21 protein-coding genes are annotated in these 25,957 nt (G+C 58.1%); 20 read left to right on the top strand and 1 reads right to left on the bottom strand.

Translation table 11 applies throughout. The features are described 5' to 3' along the window. Positions 1-11: 11 nt before the first annotated feature. The 4 genes from VRY85_RS11360 to VRY85_RS11345 all read left to right on the top strand — a co-directional run bounded on the left by VRY85_RS11360 (position 12) and on the right by VRY85_RS11345 (position 10,359). A complete protein-coding gene (locus tag VRY85_RS11360) occupies positions 12-5,915 on the top strand; it encodes an alpha-2-macroglobulin family protein (RefSeq protein WP_414598710.1) in 5,904 nt (1,967 codons plus the stop codon). Between the two features lie 161 nt (positions 5,916-6,076). After that, on the top strand, positions 6,077-8,194 hold the full coding sequence (gene pbpC, locus VRY85_RS11355) for a penicillin-binding protein 1C (RefSeq protein WP_414598709.1): 2,118 nt from the start codon (positions 6,077-6,079) through the stop codon (positions 8,192-8,194). A gap of 114 nt (positions 8,195-8,308) precedes the next feature. Beyond that, complete coding sequence (locus tag VRY85_RS11350; RefSeq protein WP_414598708.1) at positions 8,309-8,917, top strand: SecDF P1 head subdomain-containing protein; 609 nt, start codon at positions 8,309-8,311, stop codon at positions 8,915-8,917. Between the two features lie 146 nt (positions 8,918-9,063). After that, a complete protein-coding gene (locus VRY85_RS11345; RefSeq protein ID WP_414598707.1) occupies positions 9,064-10,359 on the top strand; it encodes an aspartate carbamoyltransferase in 1,296 nt (431 codons plus the stop codon). A 101-nt stretch (positions 10,360-10,460) separates the two neighbouring features. Here VRY85_RS11345 and VRY85_RS11340 read toward each other — a convergent pair whose 3' ends face one another. Next, entirely contained in the window at positions 10,461-11,357 is an 897-nt protein-coding gene (locus VRY85_RS11340; RefSeq protein WP_414598706.1) for a recombination-associated protein RdgC, read from the bottom strand. 354 nt (positions 11,358-11,711) lie between these two features. On the opposite strand from VRY85_RS11340, the gene recA reads away from it, so the two are divergent. The 16 genes from recA to ubiT all read left to right on the top strand — a co-directional run bounded on the left by recA (position 11,712) and on the right by ubiT (position 25,807). Further along, entirely contained in the window at positions 11,712-12,782 is a 1,071-nt protein-coding gene (gene recA, locus VRY85_RS11335) for a recombinase RecA (protein WP_414598705.1), read from the top strand. Positions 12,783-12,879: 97 nt separating this feature from the next. Then, the gene (gene recX / locus VRY85_RS11330) at positions 12,880-13,371 is read left to right on the top strand and encodes a recombination regulator RecX (RefSeq protein ID WP_414598704.1); all 492 of its coding nucleotides are present in this window, start codon (positions 12,880-12,882) and stop codon (positions 13,369-13,371) included. Positions 13,372-13,451: 80 nt separating this feature from the next. Next, positions 13,452-14,015 carry a DUF2889 domain-containing protein gene (locus tag VRY85_RS11325; RefSeq protein WP_414598703.1) on the top strand — a complete coding sequence of 188 codons (564 nt, stop codon included), beginning with the start codon at positions 13,452-13,454 and terminating at the stop codon, positions 14,013-14,015. 78 nt (positions 14,016-14,093) lie between these two features. Continuing rightward, positions 14,094-15,254: an ADP-forming succinate--CoA ligase subunit beta gene (sucC, locus tag VRY85_RS11320; RefSeq protein WP_414598702.1), complete on the top strand. Its 1,161-nt coding sequence runs from the start codon at positions 14,094-14,096 to the stop codon at positions 15,252-15,254. Positions 15,255-15,275: 21 nt separating this feature from the next. Next, positions 15,276-16,157 carry a succinate--CoA ligase subunit alpha gene (gene sucD / locus VRY85_RS11315; protein WP_414598701.1) on the top strand — a complete coding sequence of 294 codons (882 nt, stop codon included), beginning with the start codon at positions 15,276-15,278 and terminating at the stop codon, positions 16,155-16,157. A gap of 240 nt (positions 16,158-16,397) precedes the next feature. After that, a complete protein-coding gene (locus VRY85_RS11310) occupies positions 16,398-17,117 on the top strand; it encodes a TerC family protein (protein WP_414598700.1) in 720 nt (239 codons plus the stop codon). Next, positions 17,104-17,232, top strand: coding sequence for a hypothetical protein (locus tag VRY85_RS11305; RefSeq protein ID WP_414598699.1), 129 nt, complete (start codon positions 17,104-17,106; stop codon positions 17,230-17,232). Before VRY85_RS11310 ends, VRY85_RS11305 begins: the two co-directional genes overlap by 14 nt. A 2-nt stretch (positions 17,233-17,234) precedes the next feature. Then, positions 17,235-18,176 carry a hydroxymethylbilane synthase gene (gene hemC, locus VRY85_RS11300; RefSeq protein ID WP_414598698.1) on the top strand — a complete coding sequence of 314 codons (942 nt, stop codon included), beginning with the start codon at positions 17,235-17,237 and terminating at the stop codon, positions 18,174-18,176. Positions 18,177-18,202: 26 nt separating this feature from the next. Then, a complete protein-coding gene (locus VRY85_RS11295; protein WP_414598697.1) occupies positions 18,203-19,015 on the top strand; it encodes a uroporphyrinogen-III synthase in 813 nt (270 codons plus the stop codon). 15 nt (positions 19,016-19,030) lie between these two features. Then, positions 19,031-20,452, top strand: a complete 1,422-nt coding sequence (locus VRY85_RS11290) for a uroporphyrinogen-III C-methyltransferase (RefSeq protein ID WP_414598696.1) — start codon at positions 19,031-19,033, stop codon at positions 20,450-20,452. A gap of 3 nt (positions 20,453-20,455) precedes the next feature. After that, on the top strand, positions 20,456-21,958 hold the full coding sequence (locus VRY85_RS11285; RefSeq protein ID WP_414598695.1) for a heme biosynthesis HemY N-terminal domain-containing protein: 1,503 nt from the start codon (positions 20,456-20,458) through the stop codon (positions 21,956-21,958). A gap of 41 nt (positions 21,959-21,999) precedes the next feature. Then, on the top strand, positions 22,000-22,533 hold the full coding sequence (ppa, locus tag VRY85_RS11280; protein WP_414598694.1) for an inorganic diphosphatase: 534 nt from the start codon (positions 22,000-22,002) through the stop codon (positions 22,531-22,533). 5 nt (positions 22,534-22,538) lie between these two features. Then, a complete protein-coding gene (locus VRY85_RS11275; RefSeq protein WP_414598693.1) occupies positions 22,539-23,237 on the top strand; it encodes a fumarylacetoacetate hydrolase family protein in 699 nt (232 codons plus the stop codon). 95 nt (positions 23,238-23,332) lie between these two features. Then, the gene (ubiU, locus tag VRY85_RS11270; RefSeq protein WP_414598692.1) at positions 23,333-24,385 is read left to right on the top strand and encodes a ubiquinone anaerobic biosynthesis protein UbiU; all 1,053 of its coding nucleotides are present in this window, start codon (positions 23,333-23,335) and stop codon (positions 24,383-24,385) included. 31 nt (positions 24,386-24,416) lie between these two features. Continuing rightward, entirely contained in the window at positions 24,417-25,322 is a 906-nt protein-coding gene (ubiV, locus tag VRY85_RS11265) for a ubiquinone anaerobic biosynthesis protein UbiV (protein ID WP_414598691.1), read from the top strand. Continuing rightward, positions 25,322-25,807, top strand: a complete 486-nt coding sequence (gene ubiT / locus VRY85_RS11260) for a ubiquinone anaerobic biosynthesis accessory factor UbiT (RefSeq protein ID WP_414598690.1) — start codon at positions 25,322-25,324, stop codon at positions 25,805-25,807. Before ubiV ends, ubiT begins: the two co-directional genes overlap by 1 nt. The last annotated feature ends 150 nt before the right edge of the window (positions 25,808-25,957 follow it).

Below are 25,957 nucleotides of genomic sequence, written 5' to 3'. Positions count from 1 at the left end.
GGTCTTTAGCGTTGGCGCTGGCTGGAGCGCTGGCAAGTAAAGCCGTTGCAGCAACGAGTTCTGGTGAGCCAGAGCAGTCGGTTGAAATTGTTGAATTCCTTCCGCAAGGGCCGGTGTCCGGGGTGGAAGCCGTGCAGTTGCGGTTTGCAGGCTCGGTATCCGCTTTTGGCGATGCCGCTGCGGCGGCGCCGGTGGTGCTGGATTGTCAGGGTCGTGCGCCAAAGGGGCAGGGGCGCTGGCTGGATGATGCGCGCTGGACGTATATCTTTGAATCGACGCTACCTGCGGGGGTGAGTTGTGCCGCCAGCGCTAACCCCAGTTTTCGCGATCTTGCGGGGCGGCCGCTTCCCGCCGATTTGCGCTATGAATTCAATACTGGCGCGCCGTCAGTGGTGGATCTCCGTCCTTACCCAAGCACGACGATTGATGAAGAACAGGTCTTTATTCTCAACTTCGATGCAGCGGTGGATGCGGAAGGGGTCGCGCAGCAAAGCTACTGTGCGGTAGAAGGGTTGGGCGAGAGAATTCCAGTCCGGCAGCTGTCTAAGGTAGATGTTGAGTCGCTAATGAAGGCGGCGTATATGCCGCCACCTAGAACGCCGGAGCAGCTGGTGCTGCTGCAATGCGCCCGGGTCTTGCCGCCCGAGGCGCAGGTCAGGTTGGATGTGGGGGCGGGTATTCGTGCGTTGGAGCAACCGGTTGGTCTGCCGGGTTCTCAAGATGCACAGGTCTGGGAATACGAGGTACGCCCACCCTTTATGGCCACGCTGTCTTGCCAGCGCGAAAGGGCGGGGCAGCCTTGCCTGCCCATGACACCGCTCAGCGTCACGTTTTCTGCGCCCGTGGCGAGTGAGGCCTTGAAGGGCATCAGCCTAAGTGCGGGTGATCAGCAGTTCGATGTCGCGCCCGATACTTTCGAGAGTGATTTCCTAACCCATGTGAAGTTTCCTGGGCCGTTTCCGGCCAATACCTCCCTTACGCTGGCTCTGCCAGAAGATTTGCGCGACGATGCGGGGCGGTCGCTGGAAAACGCTGAGCGGTTTCCGCTTGAGTTTTCGGTCGCCGATTACCCGCCACTTGCAAAGTTCGCTTCCGGAACATTAGGGGTGATAGAACGCTTCGCCCATGGCCGCCCCGGCTCTGCGGGGCAGGAGCCGCCGGCGGTTCCGGTAACACTCAGGCATGTAGAAGCCGATGTGGCGCTGCGGGGCAAGGGGTGGTCGGCGGGCAAGGTCTCCAGCTTGCACAGTATCGACGATGCGCAGGTGCTGGCGTGGTATGCCCGTTTGAATCGGCTCGAAGGCGGGCGGTGGAGCCAGGAGCAAGTGCAGAATATTCTGGCGGGCCGCGCGCCCGGGCAGACCCAGCAAGATTGGGCGACGCTGACAGACTCTCGCGCTGTTTCTTTGTTGAAAGATGCACCCGACACAAAACACATGACGCTGCCAGGCGATACGGGAGGCGAATTCAGGCCTTTCGAAGTGGTCGGCGTGCCCTTGGAAGAGCCGGGTTTCCATGTTCTGGAAATTGAATCTCCGCGCCTCGGCGCCTCGCTGCTAGAAGACGCCTCGCCAATGTATGTGCGTACGGGCGTGCTGCTGACTAACTTATCCTTGCATGTGAAAAAGGGGATGGATGATCTCCTGGTGTGGGTGACGACGCTGGCCGACGCCCAGCCGGTGGCGGATGCTGAAATTTCTGTGCGGGATTGCAATGGCAAACTGCTGGCCAGCGGGCGTAGTGACGCTAAAGGCGTGTGGCACCATCTGGCACAGTTGGAGGAGCCGGATTACTGTCACAGCACCGATTTATACGGTCTGTTTATTTCCGCAAGTATTCCGGCGGAGCATCCTCAAGCATTCGGTGCGGCCGATTATTCCTTTGTGATGTCTGAATGGGATCGCGGTATTGAGAACTGGCGCTTCAATGTGCCTACGCGCTCTGGTACTGAGCCTGAGCTGTTGTCGCATACGGTGTTTGATCGCAGCCTGTTCAGGGCGGGTGAGACAGTGCGGATGAAGCACTATTTGCGCGAGGAAACCCGTGACGGTCTGCAAAACCCCACCGCAGCGCGCCCGGATCGCCTGATCATTGAGCACGAGGGCTCCTCTCAGAGTCATGAATTGCCGGTGCGCTGGAAGGAAACGGCCACAGGCGGCTTAATTGCGTTGAGCGAATTCGAGCTTCCAGAATCGGCTCGCCTGGGTTCCTATACCGTGCGTCTGGCTGACGAACAGCATGGTTGGTATGGCAGCACGGAATTCAAAGTAGAGGAATTCCGTCTTCCCATGCTGACTGGCCAACTGGTGGTTCGAGGCGGAGAAAGGCCCGACGTCTTGGTTGCACCCGATAAGCTGGCGGTTGATATGCAGTTGTCTTGGCTGTCCGGCGGTGCGGCACAAGGGCAGCAGGTAGAGCTGAGTGCCGTGGCGCAGTCGCGTTATGTCGCCATGGCCGACTATGAAGAGTACAGCTTCATGCCGCCATCCGAGCGCGACGAGGCCGGTACAAGGGTGAGCGATGCTGGTTGGCGGGCGGAAGACGAGGGTGTGCCGGGCCGGCAATTATTTGTGGATGGACGACGCTTTACGCTGGACGCTAATGGCATGGCGACGATAGACATTGATTCAGTCCCCATCGCTGAGCAGCCGGGCCGGTTTGTTTTCGAGGCGGCTTTTGCCGACCCTAATGGTGAAATTCAAACCCTATCGCAATCGGTCGATGTCTGGCCCAGCAGCGTGCAGGCTGGCATCAAGGTGGAAGGCTGGAACCAGGCCGGGCAGGACATTCCAGTCAGCATGATTGCTTTGGGCACCGATGCCAAGCCTCGCGCGGATGTGGAAATACAGTTGCAAGCCGTGCAGCGCAAAACCTATACGGTACGCAAGCGCATGGTCGGAGGCTTCTACCGTTATGACTCCCATACGGAATTCGAAGATGCCGGCACGGTGTGTACTGGCAAAACTAACACTGCTGGCGTACTGGAGTGTGCGGCGCGTTTTGAGCGCAGCGGCTCGTACGAACTGGTGGCTGTCGCGCAAGATGAACGAGGGCGGGTCTCGCGAGCCGCCGGCACCGTCTGGGTGTCGGGTGCGGGTGAGCTCTGGTTCGATGGTGCAGACGATGATCGTATCGATTTGATTCCCGCCAAACGGGAATGGGCGGTGGGGGAAGAGGCCGAATTCCAGGTGCGCATGCCGTTTAGAGAGGCACTGGCGCTGGTGAGCGTGGAGCGGGAGGGCGTGCTTTGGACTCAGCAGGTCAGGCTGGAAGGCAGGAGTCCCGTGGTCAGAATCCCTGTTTCCCAGGACTGGGGGCCGAACGCCTTTGTGTCTGTATTAGTGGTGCGGGGGCGCTTGTACGAACTGCCCTGGCAATCCTTTTTTGAATGGGGTTGGCGACAGCCGGGCAGTTGGCTGCGGGCTTGGAGCGAGAACCCCGAAGATATGAAGGTGACCAGCCAGATCGATTTGGCTAAGCCTGCATTCCGGCTGGGGTTGGCGGAATTGCGTTTGGCTGGCGAGGGCGACCGCTTAAAGGTGGAATTGACGCCGGACAATGAGGTAGTGCAAGTCAGGCAAGAGTCCACTGCGCGGCTGACGGTCAGCCTGCCGAATGGCAGGCCCGCCGCCCATGGCACCGTGGCCTTTGCTGTGGTGGATGAAGCCTTGCTTGAGCTGGCTCCGAATGATAGCTGGGCGCTGTACGAAGCTATGCATCCGCGTCGCAGCCTGAGTGTACGCACCGCAACCAGTCAAATGGAGGTTGTGGGGCGACGTCACTATGGGCGCAAGGCCGTTGCGGCAGGAGGGGGCGGGGGCAGTATGCCGACGCGTCAATTTTTCGACCCCTTAGTCGCTTGGCTGCCGGAGGTACAGCTTGACGCTAATGGCCAGGCGCAGGTGCGCTTTCGCATGAATGATTCGGTCAGCCGTTTCCGGCTGGTGGCGTTGGCCGATTATGGAGCGGGGTATTTTGGCAGCGCCCAGACTCAGGTGGTTACGCGCCAGGATATCCAACTGGTGTCAGGCCTGCCGCCTGTCGTACGCGAAGCCGATCGCTATCGGGCGCAAGTGACAGTGCGTAACGGAACTGAAGAAGAACGCGAGGTCATCGTCAGCGCTGCTCGCGGTGGTAACGGTCAACATGAAAGCCTGCCGGATCGTGAGCTGCGCCTGTCGCCAGGGGCCGCAGCCAGCGTCAGTTGGGATGTTCAGGCACCTGTTTTGGATTGGCCTGATGAAGAAGCACAGGTGGAATGGTTTTTTGAAGCCTCTGATAGCGCGATTTTCGACCGTGTGCGCGTCAACCAGCGTGTTGAACCCCGTCTGCCGACGACTACGGTACAGGCGACGTTACTGAGCCTGCTTACAGGTGAAACCACTGAAGTGCCGCTTGCCGCCCCGAGGCTTGCGCAACGTAGCGAGAAGGGCGCGGTTTTCGGTGGCGTCGCGGTCGATGTAGCTGGGTCGTTGGTGGGGAGTCTTGAAGGCGTGCGGGATTGGTGGCGGGCCTACCCCTATACCTGCCTTGAGCAAACCGCTTCGCAGGCCATTGCCTTGCAGGATGGCGAACGCTGGCGCAAGGTGGTGGATCGGCTGGCCACTCATATGGACGATGATGGCCTGTTGCGCTACTTCCCAGGCACGGGGCCGGGCAGTGAAGTGTTAACGGCCTATCTGGTGTCGGTGGTTGACGACGCCCACCAACTGGGGCTGGGTCTTCCATTGCCTTCTGAACTCTTGCAGCGCATGTTGGATGGCTTGCAGGCGTTTGCCGAAGGGCGGCTCACGCGTGAGACCCGCTGGACGGGGACGAGCCTGGATGCCCGCCGCCTGATGGCTATGGAGGCGCTGGCCCGGCATGGGAGGGTGAATGCCGCCATGCTGAGTAGTTTGTCGCAGGCGCCGCAGCAATGGCCGACTCCCGCTGTGGTGGATTGGCTGTCCGTGCTAACTCGTTTGCCGCAGCAACAAGGCTGGCAGAAAGAAATATTGCAGGCACGCCGTATTCTCGTGTCGCGCATGACGGTGTCGGGCGGCACCATGGTGTTTAGTGATACCAGTCTGAATGCGGCCCCCGGCTTGATGGCTACGCGTACCACCAGCCTGGCGCGCTTAATGCTGGCTGTTGCGCAAGAGCCCGAGTGGCATGATGACATGCCACGCATGGCGCAAGGGTTGCTGGCGTTGCAGCAGCAGGGCCGTTGGGCCATCACCACCGAAAACCTGTTGGGCGTTCTGGCTTTGGCGCGTTTTGCCGAACATTTCGAGCCTCAAGCCGCCAGCGGAACCTTGTCGGTTTCATCGGCTGAAGCGAAGGCGCAACTGGTTGTGCCGTCACCTGGGGAAACGGCCACGGCGCTGATGCAATGGCCGTCGCGTGATGCAGGTGCCTTACAGCTCAGCTACGAGGGTCAGGGCAGGGCATGGGCCGGGTTGCGGGCACAAGCAAGCATTGAGGCGGCCGACTCCCAAAATATGGGTTACCGAATTGAGCGGCGAGTGGTTCCCGTGCAGCGCCAGCAAGCTGATAGCTGGTCGCGTGGTGACATTTATCGGGTGGAAGTGGATATTCACGCCCGTGACGGGGCAACTTGGGTAGTGCTGAATGATCCTATCCCGGCGGGTGCCACGATTCTGGGCTCGGGGTCGGGCCGTGATTCCCGCCTTGCATTGTCAGAATCCGGCAGTGGGCGTTATCCGCCAACCTATGTGGAGCGTACGGCGACAGCGTATCGCGCTTATTTTGATTACTTGCCGGCGGGGCGGGTGACGGTGGTATACACCGTCAGGCTGAATGCTACAGGCAGTTTTTCTCTGCCGCCCACGCGGGTAGAAGCGCTGTATCAGCCCGATCTTTTCGGGAGTCTGCCGAATCCCGGCGGTATCAAGGTGGAGTTTTGGGGGCTTTGATGGCGTTGCCCCGCGTTAAGCAGCCGCTATGGGTTCAGCGCTGTTTCCAACGAGCGGCGCGGCGACACGCCGCTCACCCGTCCGTGATTCAGCGGTGGTTCGTCCGGAATGGCTGGGGGCTTCTCTTATCAGCCTGGCTGCTGCTTGTTCCCTTGGCTGCAATGTCGTCCGCGACACCATTTTTTCCGTCTTTTGAGCAAGTCAAGGCGCAGCACCAGCCCTCCGACCAATGGGTGTTGGACAGGCATGGGGTCCTTATTGGTGCGGTACGACAAGATTTCGCCGAGCGGCGCGGGGCCTGGGTGCCTTTGGGCGATATCTCGCCTGCCATGCAGCGCGCGGTGCTGTTGTCGGAAGATCGACGCTTTTACGATCATGGCGGCGTGGATTGGCCGGCTTTGATAGCGGCGGGCTGGAACTGGGCCTGGGGCGGTAGTTCGCGTGGCGCTTCGACGCTCAGCATGCAACTGGCCGGCATGTTGGCGTCTGAGTTGCAGCGGCCTGCGGGCGGTCGCAGCCCGGAACAGAAACTGGCGCAGATGCGCAGTGCGCGTTTGCTGGAGTCGGCCTGGAGCAAGGAACAGATTCTGGAGGCCTATTTGAATCTGGCAGCCTTCAGGGGCGAACTGCGTGGTATTGATGCGGTCTCCCGGGTGATGTTCGGCAAGCATCCGCATGGCCTTGATCAGCGCGAGGCCGCCGTGGCGGCTGCCTTGTTGCGAGGGCCGAATGCTGCTGCTGAGCGTGTAACAGTGCGCGCCTGTGCTTTGCTGAACGATGGGGGCGCTGGGCAATATTGTGCGACCTTGCCCGATCATGTGACGGGGTGGCTGGCGGCCACGGCGCGCCCAGCAGCCGATGTTCCCACGCTGGCGCCGCACTTTTCTCGAATGGCGGTAGCGCAGGCCGGGGAAAAAGGGGCGGCGGGCGCCGTACGTACGACCTTGGATGCCAGCCTGCAACGGGTGGCGCTAGAAAGTGTTCAGCGTCATTTGGCGGGCATGGGCCATGCGCAACTGACTGACGCCGCTGTGGTGGTGTTGAACAATGAGACGGCGGAAATTCTCGCTTATGTGGGGTCGTCGGGCGGCATCTCGGCAGCGGGCCAGGTCGACCATGCGCGGGCGCTGCGGCAGGCGGGTTCCACTTTAAAGCCTTTCCTTTATGCGCAAGCACTGGAATCTCGCTATGTTACGGCTGCTTCGCTACTGGAAGATGCGCCGCTGGATGTGGCGACGGCAGGCGGTTTGTACATTCCGCAAAATTATGATCGTAATTATGTGGGGTGGGTAAGCGCACGTAGCGCCCTGGCTTCTTCGCTCAACATACCCGCCGTTCGTGTGCTTATGTTGGTGGGGGTTGAGCGTTTCGTTCAGCGCCTGCGAAGCCTTGGTCTGCCGTTATTGCACGACGGTGAGCACTACGGCTACAGCCTTAGTCTCGGCAGCGCTGATATGGACCTCCTTAGCCTGACTAATGCCTATCGGACATTGGCTGAACTGGGGCGTTGGCGCGAACCTGCCATTCTTGCGGGCGAATCGTTTTCTGAGGTGCAAAACGTGCAACGGTTCAGCGCTGGAGCCAGCTGGATAGTGGGAGACATTCTCTCTGATCGACGCGCACGGGCCCGTACCTTCGGGCTTGAAAGTGCGCTTGCTACCCGATTCTGGTCGGCAGTGAAAACGGGTACCAGCAAGGATATGCGGGATAACTGGGCTTTGGGTTGGTCGAGTCGTTACACAGTAGGAGTCTGGGTGGGCAATAGCCAGGGCTTGAGTATGCGTGATGTGTCCGGAGTCTCCGGGGCGGGGCCGATCTGGCACGAAGTGATGTCGGCTTTGCATCAGGACGTTGGCAGCAGGCAGCCGCCCCCTCCGCCCGATGTCGAGCGCCAAGCGCTTGTTTTCGCTGACAATATAGAAGCCGCGCGCACCGAGTACTTTCTGCCCGGCACGGCCATCAGCCGGGTTGAACCGGCGTTGGCGCGGGCGGTGGCGAATGCTCGCATCCTTAGCCCGTCAGCCGGCACCGTCATCGCCTTCGACCCCGACATGCCTCTTGCTCACCAGCAGCTGACACTCAGGGCCGATACGGGAAAGCAGGCACCTGAATTGCTACAGTGGCACATTGAAGGTCGTCATGTGGCCAATGGCCAAGAATCACGCTGGCCGCTGCGTGTCGGGCAACACCGCATCGTGCTGAGCAATGACTCGGGTACGGTATTGGATGAAGTCACCATCCAGGTGCGTGGTTTGCCACGGCTGCGTGGGGGCCGTTAAGTTGATGTGGCGTCATTTTCTGTGAAGAGTATGCGGTTTAGGTATAGCGAACGCGCATGGCTTTCCTGGCGCTGCTACACTTCCAGTAATTGTTTTATATCTAGAGGGAAGCCGATGAAAGTCACCCGTATCCTGACCCGCAGCACTCTGGCGCTGGCACTGCTTACCCTGGCAGCATGTCAAACAGCACCTGAACAGCAGCAGGCCGCCACGCAGCCGGCCGACACCACCGTCGCAACTCCGACCCCCCCATCTTCTACGGTCGACGACTCGCAAGTCACCCAGCCTGCTGCAGAGCAGGGCGCGCCGGTTGCGGTATTTGTGGCCGACATGGTTCAGCAGGAAGGTTGGCTTGAAGTGGCAGTAGGGGGTGACTCCAAACTGTACTTGAGCCCCCAGCCTGTGGTCACCCGTGCCGATCTCACCGGTGTGCAAGCGGGCGCCGATCAACAGGCTCAAGGTTTGTTGGCGCTTATCTTAAGTGATGAAGCCAGGGCCAGGGTGCAGGAGGCCACGTCCCGCAACCCCAATAAGCGTCTGGCTTTGGTGGTGGGGCGCACTCTGATGGCCGCTCCTTCGTATACGGAGCAGGTCAACAGTGACCAACTGATTTTCCCGGTAGGCACGGAAAGCAACGCTACGGCGGCAGCAAGAGCCATTGCCGGAGTCGATGAAAACGGCGTTCCGTTGCCGCCTGCAAGCGGTCAAGCAGCACCGCAATAGATTACTGCTGCACGGCAGTCACAACGCCGCAATGGAAGAAAAACCATTGCGGCGTTGTTGTATCGGGACAAACCCTGGTTTTTTGCTACCCAAGCCTCGTGTAAAAAACTAAAATGTACGCTTTGCGTATATTTCAGGGGCTGTCCATGTCCATCCCTCAGCAAGTATTTCTTCGTGATGCCATGCGGCGTCTTAACTTGACTCGTGATGTTTTCGCGGGTCGCATAGGCGTCAAGCGTCGTGCATTGGATACTTGGTTGCTGCCGGAAACCTCCCAGGAGTTCCGGCCCATGCCAGAAGTTGTTCAGCGCTTTGTGAGCGAAATCGTCCAGAATGACGCCTTGCTGCAGAAGTATGCGCAAAGCGGCCAAGGGGGGCCATTGCGCGACCGTATCGCCTTCGAAGGGCGCCACCAGCTGTTGTCGGTCGATCAATTCACCTGCCGTGAAGCCGTTGAAGAGCTTTTCCGCATTGCCGATATGATGCAGCCCATTGCCCGATGCCAGAAAATTTCTCGGGTGCTGGAAGGGGCGGTGTTGGGTAATCTGTTTTTTGAAGCCAGCACGCGCACGCGGGTCAGCTTTGGTGCGGCTTTTTGCCGTCTGGGTGGCTCAGTCTGCGACACCACGGGATTTACCTTTTCGTCTATGGCCAAAGGCGAATCCATTTATGACACCAGCCGCGTTATGAGCGGCTATGTGGATGCGATGGTGATTCGCCACCCTGAAAAAGGGTCGGTGGCCGAATTTGCCCGCGCGACCAATATCCCTGTGGTGAATGGTGGTGACGGCCCGGGTGAGCACCCCAGCCAGGCCTTGCTTGACCTCTACACCATCCTGACTGAGTTCTCGCGCCTGGGCAAGCTGCTCGATGGTTCCCATATCGCTTTGGCGGGCGACCTCAAATACGGCCGCACTGTGCACTCGCTAATCAAGCTGCTGGCGCTGTATCGCGACCTTAAATTCACGCTGATTTCCCCTCCGGGGTTGGAAATGCCTGAATATATTCTTGAGCAGGCTGGGCGCAACGGCCATACCATTCAGCAGACACATTCACTGGAAGAAGGGTTGCGTGGCGCCGACGTTATCTACGCCACTCGCGTACAGAAAGAGCGTTTCGAGGAAGAGCAGTTGGAAGGCTACGACGCAACCTTCCAAGTGAATAAAGCGATTGTCGATAAATGCTGCGACCCTGATGTCATTGTGATGCACCCGCTTCCGCGCGATAGCCGTGAAGGTGCCAACGATCTCAGCACAGATCTCAACTACGACCCGCGTTTGGCGATTTTCCGTCAGACTGATAATGGCATTCCGGTGCGCATGGCCATTTTTGCGGTATTGCTGGGCGTGGAATCTCTGGTGCCGCATTCGCTGCGCGACGTAACTTGGAGCCCGCCTTCGCATATCGGCCCAGACGATAGCGTATTCCACGGCATGTACTGATATTTCCGCTGGGTGTGAACCGGGCCTGGCCCGGCTTTACGCGGCAGCTCTGTTTTAGTCGTAAAGCGGCCGCCGCGTCAGTCGTGGCGGCCGTGTTGCCTTCATGCTTGCTTTTCGCCGCCCAGCGCTTCAACAAGCGCTTCCAGCAATTGCGACAGCTCGCCGCTCATCAACGTGAAATCGGAGTCGAACTGCTCGGCTTCATCGTGAGCGGGTATGCGGCCTTCCTGCAGCACGTCGAGCGGAGCGATGCGCTTGAGGTCCAGGCCATCCGATAAAACGAAGGACACGCGATCGGCCCAAGTGAGAGCCAGGCGCGTGCATTGCTTCCCAGCTTCCACGTGCTTGCGAACATCGTCCAGCTCGATGGCTTGGCGTACGTAGCGAACGGCGGCGCGTGTTTCGTTGGTGGAGCGCAGCTCGGTGTCTTGGTCCACGGTGAAATTGCTGGGCGGCTCGTCGCTAACCAGCCAGTTGGTCATGGCCGATGCGGGCGAAAGCTCGGTGTAAAGCGGCACAACAGGGAAGGGGTCTAGCACCTTGGCCAGGGCGCCCATGACCTCATCGCATTTGGCTGCAGCGGCCGCGTCGACCACCAGCCAGCGGTTTTTGGTGTCAACCCATACGCGGGTGTCGCGATAGATGCTGAACGCTTTGGGCAGAAGCTCATCGGTAACGGCTTCCTTGATTTCCTTCATTTGCTTGCGACCAGGCTTATAGCCTTGCTGTTCTTCGATTTCCTGAGCGCGTGCGCGCGCGAACTGGTTGATGACTGTAGAAGGAAGCAGTTTTTTTTCTACCCGAAGGCTCAGTAAATACTGACCATCCAAGGCGTAGACCAAGCCGGACTCGGGGCGTGGCGGAACCCAGCCGAATGCAGTCATGTCGGTAGCGGAGCCAGGCCGGAAGGCCAGTTTTTCCAGCGCGTTTTCCAGCGTTTCCTGGGTGAAGTTCCAGGAGGGAGCGAGACGGTAGATGCGAAGATTCTTAAACCACATGGAGAAATATCGTTTTGAAATTGGGAGAGGGCGGAAAATTGGCCGATCGGGCACGCCGCAAAGGCACCGATTGTATGCTGAACCCACCACGCGCCAAGCAGGCTTTATGTATCCATGCGTGCTAATGCGGGTGCCAAACTTGGTGCGGAAGTGGGGTGAAACAAGCGGGCGGCCGCGTGTACAAAGGGTTTGACGATTGTGCCGGCCTGTCTTCACTCGGTAACGTTACGGCCTGCCAACACAGAATTTCATATCTGTTTATTTATACAGTATAATTTGATGCAATAATCGTCGGCATCTACACGGCGCTCTCATACGTCGCGCCGCTTTCACAGTTATTTGCAAGGATCCTCAATGGACGACAAAAACCGCAAAGCCGCCAACCCGGAACGCGCCAAGGCTCTGGCCGCCGCACTTTCGCAAATCGAAAAGCAGTTTGGCAAGGGTTCGGTCATGCGCTACGGCGACGACACGGTCGAACACGACATCCAGGTAGTGTCTACCGGCTCACTGGGGCTGGATATCGCACTGGGCGTTGGCGGCCTGCCACGTGGCCGAGTCATCGAAATCTACGGCCCCGAATCTTCCGGTAAAACCACTCTCACGCTGCAGGTCATTGCTGAAATGCAGAAGCTGGGTGGCACGTGCGCGTTTATCGATGCCGAACACGCGCTTGATGTCCAGTACGCGTCAAGGCTGGGCGTCAACCTTGAAGACCTCCTTATTTCCCAGCCCGATACCGGCGAACAAGCGCTTGAAATCACCGATGCTCTGGTGCGCTCCGGTTCTATCGACCTCATCGTCATCGACTCTGTCGCAGCGCTCACCCCCAAAGCTGAAATCGAAGGCGACATGGGCGACTCTCTGCCCGGCCTGCAAGCCCGGCTTATGAGCCAGGCGTTGCGTAAGCTCACGGCCACTATCAAGCGTGCCAACTGCATGGTCATCTTCATCAACCAAATCCGCATGAAGATCGGCGTAATGTTCGGCAACCCGGAAACCACTACCGGCGGTAATGCCCTGAAATTCTATTCCTCCGTCCGTCTCGATATCCGCCGCATTGGCGCCATCAAAAAGGGCGATGAGGTCATCGGTAATGAAACTCGCGTCAAGGTTGTCAAGAACAAGGTGGCGCCACCCTTCAAGCAGGCCGAGTTCGACATCATGTACGGGGCGGGAATCTCGCGCGAAGGCGAAATCATTGATCTCGGCGTTCAGGCCGGCATTGTCGACAAAGCAGGGGCTTGGTACAGCTACGATGGCACGCGCATCGGTCAGGGCAAGGATAACGTTCGCGAATATCTTAAAGAGCACCCAGAAATGGCGTTTGAAATCGAAAACCGCGTACGAGAAAAACTCGGTGTGGCGCCCCAGCAAGCTGCTGTTGTCAGCCATGCGCCTAATACTCAAGAGGCCGGCGAGTAACTGCGCCGTCAGGGTGGGCAGTGTTTCCGCCCGTCGCTGCATCAGGCAACTCGTACGCCCTTGTTCGCACGAGTTGCCTGTTTATTGAAGAAAGAATATGGCGCAAGCGGGTGGAAAGCTCTCTCTCAAAGCGCGGGCCGTCGGGTTGCTTTCACGGCGGGAACATTCTCGTACTGAACTGCGGCGTAAGCTATCGCCGCATTGTGAAGAGCCTGCTGAACTCGAAGCCCTGCTCGATGAACTCGAACGCAACGACTGGTTGTCGCAGGAACGGTTTGCTGAAAGTCTGGTGCACCGGCGGGCAGCCCGCTATGGTATGCGACGCATCGTGCAGGAACTCCGGCAGCACGAACTTCCCGAAGACACGCTGAAAGAAATGGCGGGGAAGTTGCGTTCCAACGAGCTCGATCGAGCTCGCGAAGTGTGGAAGAAGCGGTTTGGCGTAGCGCCGAGCGACGCCAAGGAATATGCCAAGCAATTGCGCTACATGGCGGCGCGTGGTTTCACGGCCGACTGCGTGCGCCGTATTTTGTCTGAAGCAGATAGCCAGTTGCCGGACGCTTCGTTTGTCGACGACACGTTCGAATGAAGTAGCCGGAATTCTTCACTTTCCAGAAACAGCGCCTGCGCTATACTTAGGCGTTTTTCCGATAGGCCAGTTCTTACCCCATGCCTTTGCCTGCACCAGAAGTTGAACGCGAAGCTTTACACACCCGTACACTGCGGGTCGATGCCTATGCGCGAGCCGATGGTCAATGGGATCTCGAAGCAGAGCTCATTGATGTCAAGCACTATGACTTTGAACGCCGGCACGGTACGCATTATGCTGGGGACCCAGTCCATCATATGCATTTGCGTATTACGTTTGATGAGAGCTTCACCATTACTGCTGCGCAAGCGGCCTATGATGCAGCGCCATATGCGCAACATTGCATGGCGATTGAGCCGGCATATGAAGGCTTGGTGGGCATGAATCTGCTCAAGCGCTTTCGTGATGTGGTCAGGCGGCAGTATGGTCGCGCGGCTGGCTGTAGCCACATGACAGAGCTGTCTTACATTCTGCCGACTGTGGCGATTCAGGCTTTGTCCAACAAGCGCCGCGAGGATCGCAAGGCCGGGGAAGACACGCAGCGCCCTTTTCAAATTGGCGGGTGCCACGCGCTCCGGGAAGACGGCCCCGTTGTCAAAGAGTTTTATCCTAAGTGGTATGTCACGCCGGTGACCGAAAGTTAAGCCCATGGCGTTGCTGAGTTATGCGCGCCTGAGCCGCGGCATCACGTTAAAACCATTTCTACGTCTGATAGGTAATCAATGAAAATTCACGAGTATCAAGGCAAGGAACTGCTGAAGAAATTTGGCGTGACTGTGCCTCGCGGCGTTCCCGCCTTCTCCGTTGAAGAGGCCGTGGCTGCAGCTGAAAAGCTGGGTGGGCCGGTATGGGTCGTCAAGGCCCAGATCCATGCAGGGGGCCGGGGCAAGGGCGGCGGCGTCAAGCTGGCTCGCTCCATCGATGAAGTCCGCCAACTGGCTTCGGAAATTCTGGGTATGCAGCTCGTGACCCATCAGACCGGCCCGGAAGGACAGAAGGTGCGTCGCCTCTATATTGAAGAGGGCGCGGATATCCAGAAAGAATATTATGTGTCGCTGGTGACGGATCGCGCCACTCAGAAAGTGGCCTTCATTGCTTCCAGCGAAGGCGGTATGGATATCGAGGAAGTTGCCGCTTCCACTCCCGAAAAAATCATCACTGAATATATCGACCCGCTGGTCGGTTTCACCAAAGAGCAGGCCACGAAGATCGCCAAGGCGATTGAACTGCCCGATGCTTCTCTTGAACAGGCCGTCGATATTTTCCAGAAACTCTATCAGTGCTACATGGAAACCGATGCGTCGCTGGTCGAGATCAACCCTCTGAACCGCGACAGCGATAACAACATCATCGCCTTGGATGCCAAGTTCAACTTCGATTCCAACGCCTTGTATCGCCAGCCGGAAATTGTTGAGTATCGCGATCTCGACGAAGAGGATCCTGCTGAAGTGGAAGCCAGCAAGTTCGACCTCGCCTACATTCAGCTTGATGGCAACATCGGCTGCCTGGTAAACGGCGCCGGCCTGGCCATGGCAACCATGGACACCATTAAACTGTTCGGCGGCGAACCCGCCAACTTCCTTGACGTGGGCGGCGGCGCTACGGCTGAAAAAGTCACTGAAGCGTTCAAGATTATGCTTCAGAACGAGGGTGTGGAAGCCATTCTGGTCAACATCTTCGGCGGCATTATGCGCTGCGACATTATTGCCGAAGGCGTGATTGCCGCCTGCAAGGCAGTCAACCTCAGCGTGCCGCTGGTCGTGCGCATGAAGGGCACTAACGAAGAGCTGGGCAAGAAATTGCTTGCTGAGTCCGGACTGCCCATCATCAGCGCCGATACCATGGCCGAAGCCGCACAGAAAGTTGTGGCCGCTGCCAAATAAGAATTTGCCGAGGATTTTTAAATGTCGATTTTGATCAACAAAGACACCAAGGTCATTACCCAGGGAATAACCGGCAAAACGGGCCAGTTCCACACCCATTATTGCCGTGAATACGCCAACGGCAAGGAAGCCTTCGTGGCAGGAGTGCATCCCAAAAAAGCCGGCCAGGATTTCGAAGGTGTGCCTATCTACGCATCGGTTAAGGAAGCGAAGGCGGAAACCGGTGCAACGGTTTCGGTCATCTACGTTCCGCCTGCAGGTGCAGCCGATGCAATCTGGGAAGCGGTCGACGCAGATCTTGACTTGGTTATCTGCATTACCGAAGGTATTCCCGTGCGCGATATGCTGATGCTGCGCAACCGCATGGAAGCCGAGAACAAAAAAACACTGCTGCTGGGCCCCAATTGCCCGGGCCTGATCACGCCTGATGAAATCAAGATCGGCATTATGCCCGGCCATATTTCGCGCAAAGGTCGCATTGGCGTGGTCAGCCGTTCCGGCACGCTTACCTACGAAGCTGTGGCTCAGCTGACTGAACTCGGTCTGGGCCAATCCTCAGCAGTGGGCATCGGTGGCGACCCCATCAACGGGCTGAAGCACATTGATGTCTTGAAAATGTTCAACAATGACCCCGACACTGATGCGGTGGTGATGATCGGTGAAATCGGCGGCCCTGACGAAGTCAATGCCGCACGTTGGGCGAAAGACAATATGACCAAGCCTGTCGTAGGCTTTATTGCCGGCGTAACCGCCCCTCCTGGAAAACGGATGGGCCACGCTGGCGCACTGATTTCCGGCGGTGACGATACCGCTGACGCAAAGCTTGAAGTTATGGAAGCTTGCGGTATCCGTACTACCCGCGATCCATCCGAAATGGGCAAACTGCTCAAGTCGGTGTTGTAAGTGATGTGGGGCCCGCCACAAGCGGGCCCTTGGGAAGGCTTAACCGTGCTAAGTCTTCCCGACATGCTGTGTATCCGTAATCTTCCCCCAAGGGAGTAGCGGAGCACTCGCAGGGCCTTGCGGCGATTCTTACAAGAAGCTGAATTATAATGGCCCGCTTTTTGCACCCTGCGTAGCTTGACTGCGTGTGGGCCTTAAAATCCACCTTCTTGGTGCCACTGGGCACCTACGGAAACACCTATGGTTGAATTTTTTCAAACGCTCCACTGGGGCGCAATTTTCCAGATCATTCTGATCGACATCCTGCTGGGTGGCGATAACGCGGTTATCATCGCGCTGGCTTGTCGTAATCTTCCAAAGAAGCAACGCATGCAGGGCATTCTCTGGGGGACGGCAGGCGCCATCTTCCTGCGGGTCATTCTGATTGCCTTTGCTCTGGTACTGCTCGACATTCCTTTCCTCAAGGTCGTCGGTGGTGCTCTGTTGCTGTGGATCGGCGTTAAATTGCTGTTGCCGGAAGAAGACGAGCATGGCAATGTGACAAGCGCAACTTCTGTGTGGACCGCAGTCAAAACCATTCTGATCGCTGACCTGGTCATGAGCTTGGATAACGTGATTGCTATCGCCGGGGCGGCGCAGAATACGCATGCCGATCATCAGATCTACTACGTGATCTTCGGTTTGGTCGTCAGTGTGCCCATCATCATCTGGGGCAGCACGCTGGTGCTCAAGCTTATCGACCGCTTCCCGCTGGTTGTTACCTTCGGTGCAGGCCTGTTGGGCTGGATTGCCGGGGGCATGTTGGTGACGGACGTCTTCATCATCAACCAGTTCGGCGAAGTTAGCGCTACAGTGAAAATCATCGCGGAAGTCATCGGTGTGATTTTTGTAATCGGACTTGGCAAGTGGCTGGCATCCCGCCGCTCTTCCAAGCAAGGCGAGGCTAATGAGTCTGTTTAAATCTTCATCTGATCACAAGAAGTCTGATAAGGGGCTTTCGTTGTTGCAAGGGCTGGGCATACTGGCCCTCATCGGCATAGCGTTAGCCTTGTTATTCAGGTATCTGGCAGGGTAAGCATGTCGAAATATCCGTCAAAACTTGTGATCGCTACGCGTGCCAGCCGGCTCGCGCTCTGGCAGGCCGAGCATGTGCAGGCACGTTTGCAAGCGCTTTACCCCGAATGTGAAGTGAGCTTGCTGAAGATGACAACCCGGGGCGACCAGATCCTCGACCGCACACTTTCCAAAGTGGGCGGCAAGGGTCTGTTCGTCAAGGAACTCGAGACCGCCTTGCTGGATGGCAGGGCGGATATCGCCGTGCATTCGCTCAAGGATGTTCCCGTCGACCTGACCACGCCCTTCAGCCTTCCGGTCATTATGGAACGCGACGACCCTCGCGACGCTTTTGTATCGTCCGGCTATGCCTCGCTTGAGGAACTGCCTGAAGGGGCGGTGGTGGGCACATCCAGTCTGCGACGCGAATCACAGATTCGCGCACGCTTTCCGAAGCTGAAGGTTAAACCCCTACGGGGCAACCTCGATACCCGTTTGGGCAAGCTGGATCGCGGCGAGTACGATGCCATCGTGCTGGCCGCAGCCGGTCTGCGCCGCCTCGGTTTACAAAATCGTATACGTGGCCTGCTCGAACCCGAGATCAGTCTGCCCTCTGCCGGACAAGGGGCTTTGGGTATCGAAATCCTCGAATCACGGAGTGATTTAGCCGAATGGTTGCAACCGCTAAGCTGCCCCGAAACCACGGCTTGTGCCATCGCAGAGCGCGCGGTATCTCGTGTGTTAGGCGGTTCATGTCAGGTGCCCTTGGCTGCCTTTGCGCAGGTTAGCGGCAGCCAGCTTACGGTGCAGGCGCTCGTGGCCGAACCCGACGGCACGAAAATCATTCGTAGTCATCGCAGTGGCGAAGCTTCCGATGCCTTGCATCTGGGAGAAGCCGCGGCTCGTGAACTACTGGCTCAGGGCGCCGATGCCATTCTGGCGCGCTTGCTGCCACCTACAGCCTGAACCGCGTTCGGGCCGTACAGCGCGGCATGATCGCCACACAGGTTTTCCTCACCCGCCCCGAAGGCCGCAACGGCTCTGTGCCGCAGCGCCTTCGGGAGTCGGGCATGGCAGTGGCCGAACTGCCAGCTTTGGCGATTCAGCCCCTGCCTCTTTCCAGAGTTCCCGCACCCGAAAATTACGATGTCATCGTATTTGTCAGTCGCTACGCCGCCCAGCGTTATCTGGATATTTGGGCGGCAAATGGCGGCTTGGCGCAACGGTGGCCTCAGGCTACGGTAGCCGCCACAGTTGGCGCCAGCAGTGCACAAGCGCTGTTGCGCGGGGGCTTGCCTGCCCATGCCATCGTTCATCCCCCCGCTGACGCCGTTGACCAGGATTCCGAAGCGCTGCTGGCGCTTTTGCAGCAGCGCGGCACGACTATGCGACGCGTTCTGATTGTCAGAGGCACGCAAGGCCGGGGCTGGCTGGCGCAGACGTTGACTGCGTCCGGCGCCCAAGTCGAATTTCTGCCGGTTTACGAAAGGGTGGCCGCACCCTGGCCGGAAACTGCTACAAATAACCTTTCCCGGGCATTGCAGCGCCCGCAACATTGCGTTTTCCTTTTGACTAGTAGCGAAGGGGTCCAGGCGATGGCTAAACGGCTTGAGGCAAAGTGCCTGTTGGCCGCTTGGTCAATGTCCACCTTTATTGTTATCCACGAACGCATTGGGGCAACGCTACAATCAGTATTCGAGGCTAGGCGCATACACGATGCAGTGCGTATTGCGCTTTGCACGCCGGACGATGACTCCATCGTTCAGGCAATTCATGCCGTGGCAGGGCCAACGGCGGAACCATAGGTTTACAATCCGGCCATGACTGATAAGAAAACCGATATGTCGAAAGACGACCGCGCACGTACCCAGTCTTCTGTTCTGACGACTCCGGCGAACAAGAGAGTGCCGCCCACAGGGGACGCCTCCCCCGAAGCTGCCAGCACCAAGAGTGGTTCGCGCACCATTCTGGCACCTGCAGCGCTGGTTCTTGCGCTGGTGGCCGTTGGCCTTTCAGGTGGGCTTTGGCAGCAGCACAGAAAAGCGCAAGAATCCCAAACAGAATTGTCTGCCCGGTTATCCGAGCAGCTTGCTGGTAGTGAAACCGTTGTGGGGCGCACCTCCGCCCAGGTTCAAAGCCTGCTTGAGCGGGTTGAACAGCAGGAAGCGCGCATGGAAGGCCTGCAAGGGCAGTTGGCTGAAGCCTCAGCCATCATTCGCGACCTAGACGAAGCCTTGCGCAGCATGACGGATCGCGGCTCAGAGCTGGTGTTGCTGAATGACGTTGACCATCTCGTCACCATTGCGCAACAACAGCTGCAACTGGGAGGCAATGTGCGCAACGCCATCGTGGCGCTTGAGTCCGCTCAAGCGCAGTTGGCACGCGCCAACCGTTCATCGCTGGCCTCACTACAGCAAACCCTGAATGGTGACCTCGACCGCCTGCGGGCTGCTGCCACCATCGATATCGCGGCGTTTTCCGCTCAGTTGGAAGAACTTGCAGTGCTTCTGACTGAAGCGCCGCTCATCATGCCCGAAAAGGAGGGCGGAAAGCCTGCCTCCCCACGAGACGAAACCCCGCGCGAACAGCCGGCACCTACCGTACCTCCCGCTCAGGGTGAGGATGGCCGCTGGTGGGAACGGGCTTGGGATACAACACGAACGTGGTCGCAGGGTGCATGGGATTCTCTGCGCGACGATCTGGGGCAGTTCATTGAAGTGCGGCGTGTGGACGATGCCAGCGCCTTGCTGATGTCCCCCGATCAGGCGACTCGCTTCCGCGACAACCTGCGCACGCGTGTCATGACGGCCCAACTTGCTCTGATGATGCGCCAACCAGAAATCTGGAAAACGGAAACCGAAGCGGTGGTCAAGGCCATTGAGAGCCGCTACGATGAATCCTCGCCTCTGACACGGAAAGCCTTGCGCATGGCCCGTCATATGGCCGATGCCAGCATCGACGCCGAACTACCAACGGTAGAAAATACATTGCAGGCACTGACGGCTTTGCGGGATGAGCAGTCACGCAGTTTTGGTGCGGGGGAGCCTGCGGCGTCTAACCCGCCTGCAGCGGTTGCCGAAGAAGCGGGCGCTGCCGAAGGTATAACGCCGGAAGCCGGTGAGGAAGAGGGTGACGCCCCCCGCACTCAGCCGGAAGCAAGTGAAGAAGGCTCTGCAGATACACCCCCTGAGACTGAGCCCGACGCCCAATCGGGGCAGGCCGAAGAGCAGTTGGAGAGCTAAGCCATGCGTACCTGGTTCTGGACCATCGTGGTCGTTGCTGCAGCCGTGGCTTTAGCACTGGTGCTGCGCGACCACAGCGGCAATGTAGTGATTGTGGCGCAGCCGTGGCGCATTGAGCTTTCTCTCACGCTGGCTGTTTTGCTGCTTATTACATCCTTCGCCATTCTTTACTTCTTGCTCCGGGTGTTTTCTTGGGTGGGAGATCGCCCCGAACGTTTCCGTAGCTGGCGTTTGCGGCGCTCCGTGCGGCGCGATCAAGAGTCTTTGGAAAGCGGCTGGATTAACGTTTTGGAAGGGAAGTACGTCAATGCCGACAAGGATTTCAGCCGGGTTGTGAACCGCACGCGTTCAGAGAAGCGCAAAGTGCTAGCCAGCCTGGCTTCGGCAGATGCTAACCACCATTTGGGCGAGTATGGGCAGCGCGATAAAGCGCTGGAAATCGCCAAGCAAGCCGCCGGCGAGGATTTGCGGCTGCGAGAGGCCTGGGCCATTGTTGCGGCGGAAATGTATTTGGACCAGAACCGCCCGCAAGATGCACTGGCCCTGTTGCAGCCGTTGCAGGACGCCAGCTCGCGTTATTTGCACGCCACCCGTTTATTGCTGCGCGCGCATCGTCAATTGCGCAACTACGATCGGGTTTACGACCTGACTCGCTTGCTGCTACGCCGTGGGGTTATAGAAAAAGACGAGGCGCTCCAGCTGATAGAAATGTCTGCGGCGGCGCGATTACATACCGCTGGCGCCTCCGGCTTCAAAGCCATATGGGGGGATTTGCGCTCGGAAGAGCGCAGTCTGCCGGATATCGCACTGGCGGCGGCAGGCATTCAGACGGCAGAAGGCAACCACGATGAAGCCTCGCGCATTCTGGAAGCCGCCATTTCTGTTCAGCCTGACCCACGGCTGTTGAGTGCGTATTCCCAGTGTCCGCCGCAGCATGTCTCGCGGCGTTTGGCTAAAGCGGAAGAATGGTTGAAACGGCACCCCGATGACCCTGCCTTGCTCGCGGCGATGGGTAATTTGTGCCTCACAGGGCAGCTGTGGGGGCCGGGCGAGCGCTACCTTAAACGCAGTATGGTTTTGCGCAGCGATATGCGCATCCACGCGCTATTGGGCAATCTTTACGACAGCCTGGGCCGCCCCGAAGACGCCATGAAGCACTGGCGTCTGGCCGCCGGGGTTGTAGGGGTATTGCCGGTGTTGCCACGCAACCGCCATCTGCCGGCGGCCGACATGACGCGCGACCCCACTCTGATCGACGTTGCCTTGGCCGAAGAAATACCTGCTGCAGACCCGGCACTGGAAGTTCCCATTGCGGCCAGCGCCGTTGATTACGTGGTGGAAGACGCAACAAGCGATGCTGCGGCCAAGCCACCCGCAGCGCCAAAGGCAAACAAAGTAAAATCGCCCGGTTCTGATCACGACGGCCTGGACGAGTACTTCGACAGCGCTCCCATTCCCGGTGTAGACCTGAGTCAGACTTCTGACGGCCCGCGCCGGGAACGTTGATTAATTATTTTTCACATAAATTTTCTAGCAAGGTTGACAGCATGAGTCTAGACCGCGTGCCCGCGGGCAATAAGTTGCCAGACGAATTCAACGTCGTCATTGAAATTCCCATGAATGCCGATCCCGTTAAATACGAGGTAGATAAAGACACCGGCGCCGTATTTGTTGATCGCTTCATGCTGACTGCTATGCACTATCCGTGCAACTACGGCTACATTCCTCAGACTTTGTCCGACGATGGCGACCCGGTAGACGTGCTGGTCATGACTCCATTCCCCATTCAGGTTGGTGCAGTGGTAACTTGTCGCGCCCTGGGTATGCTGAAGATGGAAGACGAAAGCGGGTTGGATGCCAAATTGTTGGCTGTGCCGATCACCAAGCTCTATCCCGTCTACAGCCATCTCAAGTCCACCGACGACGTGTCCAAGGAAGTGCTGGAGCAGATCCGTCACTTCTTCGAGCACTACAAAGATCTCGAGAAAGGCAAGTGGGTCAAGGTACAAGGCTGGGAAGGCCCTGAGGCTGCCGCGAAGGAAATCACCGAAAGCGTGGCACGTTACAACGCCGGAGCCTGAACTTCATGAAAACCGTCTTTCCTGCTCAAGCGCCCACCCTGATTCCGGTTGTCGGGTCTGACGCGGCCTTTCCAGTGCGTCGCATCTACTGCGTCGGCCGCAATTATGTCGAACATGCCAAGGAAATGGGTTTTACCGGGCGTGAAGACCCCTTCTTTTTCTGTAAACCGGCGGATGCCGTGTTGTATGTTCCAGAAGGGCAGACCGGCGAGCTGCCTTACCCCCCGCTAACGTCCGATCTCCATTACGAAATCGAATTGGTGGTGGCGTTGAGCAGTGGAGGGCGTGATCTCACCCTGGAGCAGGCGGCTGCTGCGATTTATGGTTATGCCGTTGGCCTGGACATGACACGTCGCGACCTGCAAGGGGTGGCCAAGAAACAGGGCCGCCCTTGGGAAATCGGAAAAGCCTTTGACTTTGGCGCTCCCATGGGGCCGATTTATCCTGCGCAGACTGTCGGCAGCATGGATCAGGCGGCCATTACCTTGTCTGTTAATGGGGAAACCCGCCAAAGCGGTAATGTGGATCAGATGATCTGGAAAGTCGCTGAGGCCATTTCCTATCTTTCGGGCCTGTTCGAATTGAAGGCAGGCGACCTCATCTTTACCGGCACGCCTGAAGGTGTGGGTGCGGTCGTGCCAGGCGACCTCATGGTTGGTGCGGTTCAAGGCCTGGGAGAACTCAAAGTCAAGGTGATAGCTTAACAACTATCAAGGCAGCATGAGCGCTTTGTCGGCATAGTTTATGGCTATGCCGATCCGAGACGCGGCACGTCGTCTCGGCTTCTAGTAAAGCGCTCATGTCACGTACTGGATTTGTTTCATTAACCGGTATCGACAGTTCCGTCGATGCCGGGTTTGAGCTGGTTTGCCCTGCGGGCAGCCTGCCGTCCCTCAAAGCGGCAATTGATCATGGTGCCGATTGCGTCTATCTGGGCTTTCGAGATGCCACCAATGCGCGTAATTTTGCCGGCTTGAATTTCGATGCCACGGCGATCGCCGAAGGCATACGATACGCTCATGACCGTGGGCGCAAAGTCTTTCTAGCACTTAATACCTACCCACAGCCCGATGCTTGGCAAGAGTGGCGTGGCGCCATGGATCGTGCCGCAGAATCGGGTGTCGATGCGGTCATTGTCGCTGACCCTGGGCTGATGGCCTACGCGGCGGCCACGCATCCGGATCTGCGCCTGCATCTATCGGTGCAGGGTTCGGCGACCAATTACGAAGCCATCAATTTCTACCATGAGCACTTCGGCATACAGCGGGCTGTCTTGCCGCGCGTGTTGTCGATCACACAAGTTGAACAGGTCACCGAGAACACCCCGGTAGAGATCGAGGTATTCGGCTTTGGCAGTTTGTGTGTGATGGTGGAAGGCCGTTGTGCGCTGTCTTCCTACACAACGGGCGAGTCGCCTAACACCCACGGCGTGTGTTCGCCTGCCCGCCACGTGCGTTGGCAAGATACTCCGCAAGGGTTGGAGTCGCGCCTGAACGGCGTTCTGATCGACCGCTATTCCAAGAGCGAAAACGCAGGCTATCCCACTTTGTGCAAGGGCCGCTTTGATGTGGCGGGTGAAAACTACTACGCCCTGGAAGAACCAACCAGTCTTAATACGCTGGAGATCCTGCCCAAGCTTATGGAGATGGGCGTGAAGGCCGTCAAGATAGAAGGCCGCCAGCGTAGTCCGGCCTATGTGGCGCAGGTTACTCGGGTATGGCGCCAGGCCATTGACACGGCAAGCGCGAATGCGGCCCGTTATTCCGTACGCCCCGCCTGGTCAGCAGAACTGGCCAAAGTGGCAGAAGGCCAGCAGCAGACGCTGGGTGCCTATCACCGCCCCTGGAAATAGCGTTCTACCCTATTGAATCAAAGAGGAAAACATGAAGATCGCTCTTGGACCCCTGCAATACTATTGGCCGCGGGTGGCTACATTGCAGTTTTATGAGTCTGTCCGGGAATGGCCGGTGGATACTGTTTATCTGGGTGAAACCGTGTGCTCACGGCGCCACGAATTGCGGTTGCCAGACTGGCTGGATGTTGCCGACATGCTGCGCGAGGCCGGCAAGGAAGTGGTGCTGTCCACTCAGGTGTTGTTGGAATCGAATGTAGAGCTAAACACGATGCGCAAGGTGGCCGACAACCCCGACTATGGGGTGGAAGCCAACGATATGGGCGCTGTTCGCTACTTGAAAGGGCGGCCGTTTGTGGCCGGGCCATATCTGAACATCTACAGCAAGCCCACACTGGATGTTCTGGCCCAGGCAGGCGCACACCGTTGGGTCATGCCTTTGGAAATGGGCCGTGCCGGTTTGCATCGCCTGCAACAGGACAGGCCGCAAGGCATGCAGACAGAAGTCTTTGCCTATGGTCGCATGCCGCTGGCATTCTCGGCGCGCTGCTTTACCGCGCGCAATCGCAATCTTCCCAAAGACAACTGCCAGTATGTCTGCATGGATCATCCGGATGGCTTGTTGATGCAAACCCGCGAGGCGCAGGATTTCCTCACCATCAATGGCATACAGACCCAATCTGCACATGTGTACAGTCTGATCCACGAGCTGGATGAACTCTCCCAACTGGGCGTTGATGTGATCCGGCTCAGCCCTCAATCGCAGTATATGGACGAGGTGGTGAGAGCGTTCAAGGCCGTTCTGGACGGTGAAAAAAGTGCGGAGCAAGCGCATGCTGAACTTGAGCCGCGCATGCCTGCCGCCGCCTGCAATGGCTATTGGTATGGCCGCCCCGGCCTGGAAATGGTGCAATCGCAATACATAGGAGCAGTCTGATGAGTCATGATATTGAACGGTTTCGGGTCCCGGCGCCGGTGGGGCGTCTGTTGGGGTTGCTGCCCAAACGCCCGGGTTCGCAGTTGTTTGTTACAGGCCTGAATCTGATGCTGGCTCCTCATTTGCCAATCGACACGTGCAGCATGCTGGAAGGGCGCTCGCTGCGTATTGAAGTGGCGGATGCTGGGCTGCGATTCGACTACACCTGGCGCGCTAGCGCTTTCCGCGCTGCGAATCATGGCAGCCAGACGCCGGATCTCACCATCCGCGCCGATGCCTGGGATTTCCACCAACTGATTCAGCGCGGCGAAGACCCGGACACTTTGTTTTTCAGCCGCCGTCTGGTCATGGAGGGCGACACGGAATTGGGCTTGTTGGTGAAGAACACGCTTGATTCCCTGGACATGGAAGTCTTACGTCCTAGCAAGGTGCTGAGCAACCTGCTGTCGGCACCGCGCATACGCTTGGGCCGGCCACACGTGTAATCCCGAGGTTCCCGTTCAGGGGTGAAGGCGGCAGCTAGGGTGATAACATCTCAACGCTGCCGCCTTCGCCGTTTCATTGCATAGAATGATGCAGCGAAACGCAGCGTTCAAGTTGCCGTTTTCCTAGCAATTTTCGCTCACCAATGTCGG

This window comes from Achromobacter sp. F4_2707 (assembly GCF_047501535.1).
Lineage (GTDB): Bacteria > Pseudomonadota > Gammaproteobacteria > Burkholderiales > Burkholderiaceae_B > Yanghanlia.
The sequence above is the reverse complement of the archived record's forward strand: the minus strand, read 5'-3'. Positions and strand labels throughout refer to the sequence as shown.

What these genes read in the sequence shown, in the direction of transcription:
- VRY85_RS11325 (WP_414598703.1), top strand. Translation starts at nt 13,452, where the DNA reads ATGCCTTTGCCTGCACCAGAAGTTGAACGCGAAGCTTTACACACCCGT.
- pbpC (WP_414598709.1), top strand. Translation starts at nt 6,077, where the DNA reads ATGTCGTCCGCGACACCATTTTTTCCGTCTTTTGAGCAAGTCAAGGCG.
- VRY85_RS11350 (WP_414598708.1), top strand. Translation starts at nt 8,309, where the DNA reads ATGAAAGTCACCCGTATCCTGACCCGCAGCACTCTGGCGCTGGCACTG.
- ppa (WP_414598694.1), top strand. Translation starts at nt 22,000, where the DNA reads ATGAGTCTAGACCGCGTGCCCGCGGGCAATAAGTTGCCAGACGAATTC.
- VRY85_RS11345 (WP_414598707.1), top strand. Translation starts at nt 9,064, where the DNA reads ATGTCCATCCCTCAGCAAGTATTTCTTCGTGATGCCATGCGGCGTCTT.
- VRY85_RS11340 (WP_414598706.1), bottom strand. Translation starts at nt 11,357, where the DNA reads ATGTGGTTTAAGAATCTTCGCATCTACCGTCTCGCTCCCTCCTGGAAC.
- VRY85_RS11310 (WP_414598700.1), top strand. Translation starts at nt 16,398, where the DNA reads ATGGTTGAATTTTTTCAAACGCTCCACTGGGGCGCAATTTTCCAGATC.
- ubiT (WP_414598690.1), top strand. Translation starts at nt 25,322, where the DNA reads ATGAGTCATGATATTGAACGGTTTCGGGTCCCGGCGCCGGTGGGGCGT.
- ubiV (WP_414598691.1), top strand. Translation starts at nt 24,417, where the DNA reads ATGAAGATCGCTCTTGGACCCCTGCAATACTATTGGCCGCGGGTGGCT.
- VRY85_RS11290 (WP_414598696.1), top strand. Translation starts at nt 19,031, where the DNA reads ATGACTGATAAGAAAACCGATATGTCGAAAGACGACCGCGCACGTACC.
- hemC (WP_414598698.1), top strand. Translation starts at nt 17,235, where the DNA reads ATGTCGAAATATCCGTCAAAACTTGTGATCGCTACGCGTGCCAGCCGG.
- VRY85_RS11305 (WP_414598699.1), top strand. Translation starts at nt 17,104, where the DNA reads ATGAGTCTGTTTAAATCTTCATCTGATCACAAGAAGTCTGATAAGGGG.
- ubiU (WP_414598692.1), top strand. Translation starts at nt 23,333, where the DNA reads ATGTCACGTACTGGATTTGTTTCATTAACCGGTATCGACAGTTCCGTC.
- sucD (WP_414598701.1), top strand. Translation starts at nt 15,276, where the DNA reads ATGTCGATTTTGATCAACAAAGACACCAAGGTCATTACCCAGGGAATA.
- VRY85_RS11295 (WP_414598697.1), top strand. Translation starts at nt 18,203, where the DNA reads ATGATCGCCACACAGGTTTTCCTCACCCGCCCCGAAGGCCGCAACGGC.
- recA (WP_414598705.1), top strand. Translation starts at nt 11,712, where the DNA reads ATGGACGACAAAAACCGCAAAGCCGCCAACCCGGAACGCGCCAAGGCT.
- sucC (WP_414598702.1), top strand. Translation starts at nt 14,094, where the DNA reads ATGAAAATTCACGAGTATCAAGGCAAGGAACTGCTGAAGAAATTTGGC.
- recX (WP_414598704.1), top strand. Translation starts at nt 12,880, where the DNA reads ATGGCGCAAGCGGGTGGAAAGCTCTCTCTCAAAGCGCGGGCCGTCGGG.
- VRY85_RS11285 (WP_414598695.1), top strand. Translation starts at nt 20,456, where the DNA reads ATGCGTACCTGGTTCTGGACCATCGTGGTCGTTGCTGCAGCCGTGGCT.
- VRY85_RS11275 (WP_414598693.1), top strand. Translation starts at nt 22,539, where the DNA reads ATGAAAACCGTCTTTCCTGCTCAAGCGCCCACCCTGATTCCGGTTGTC.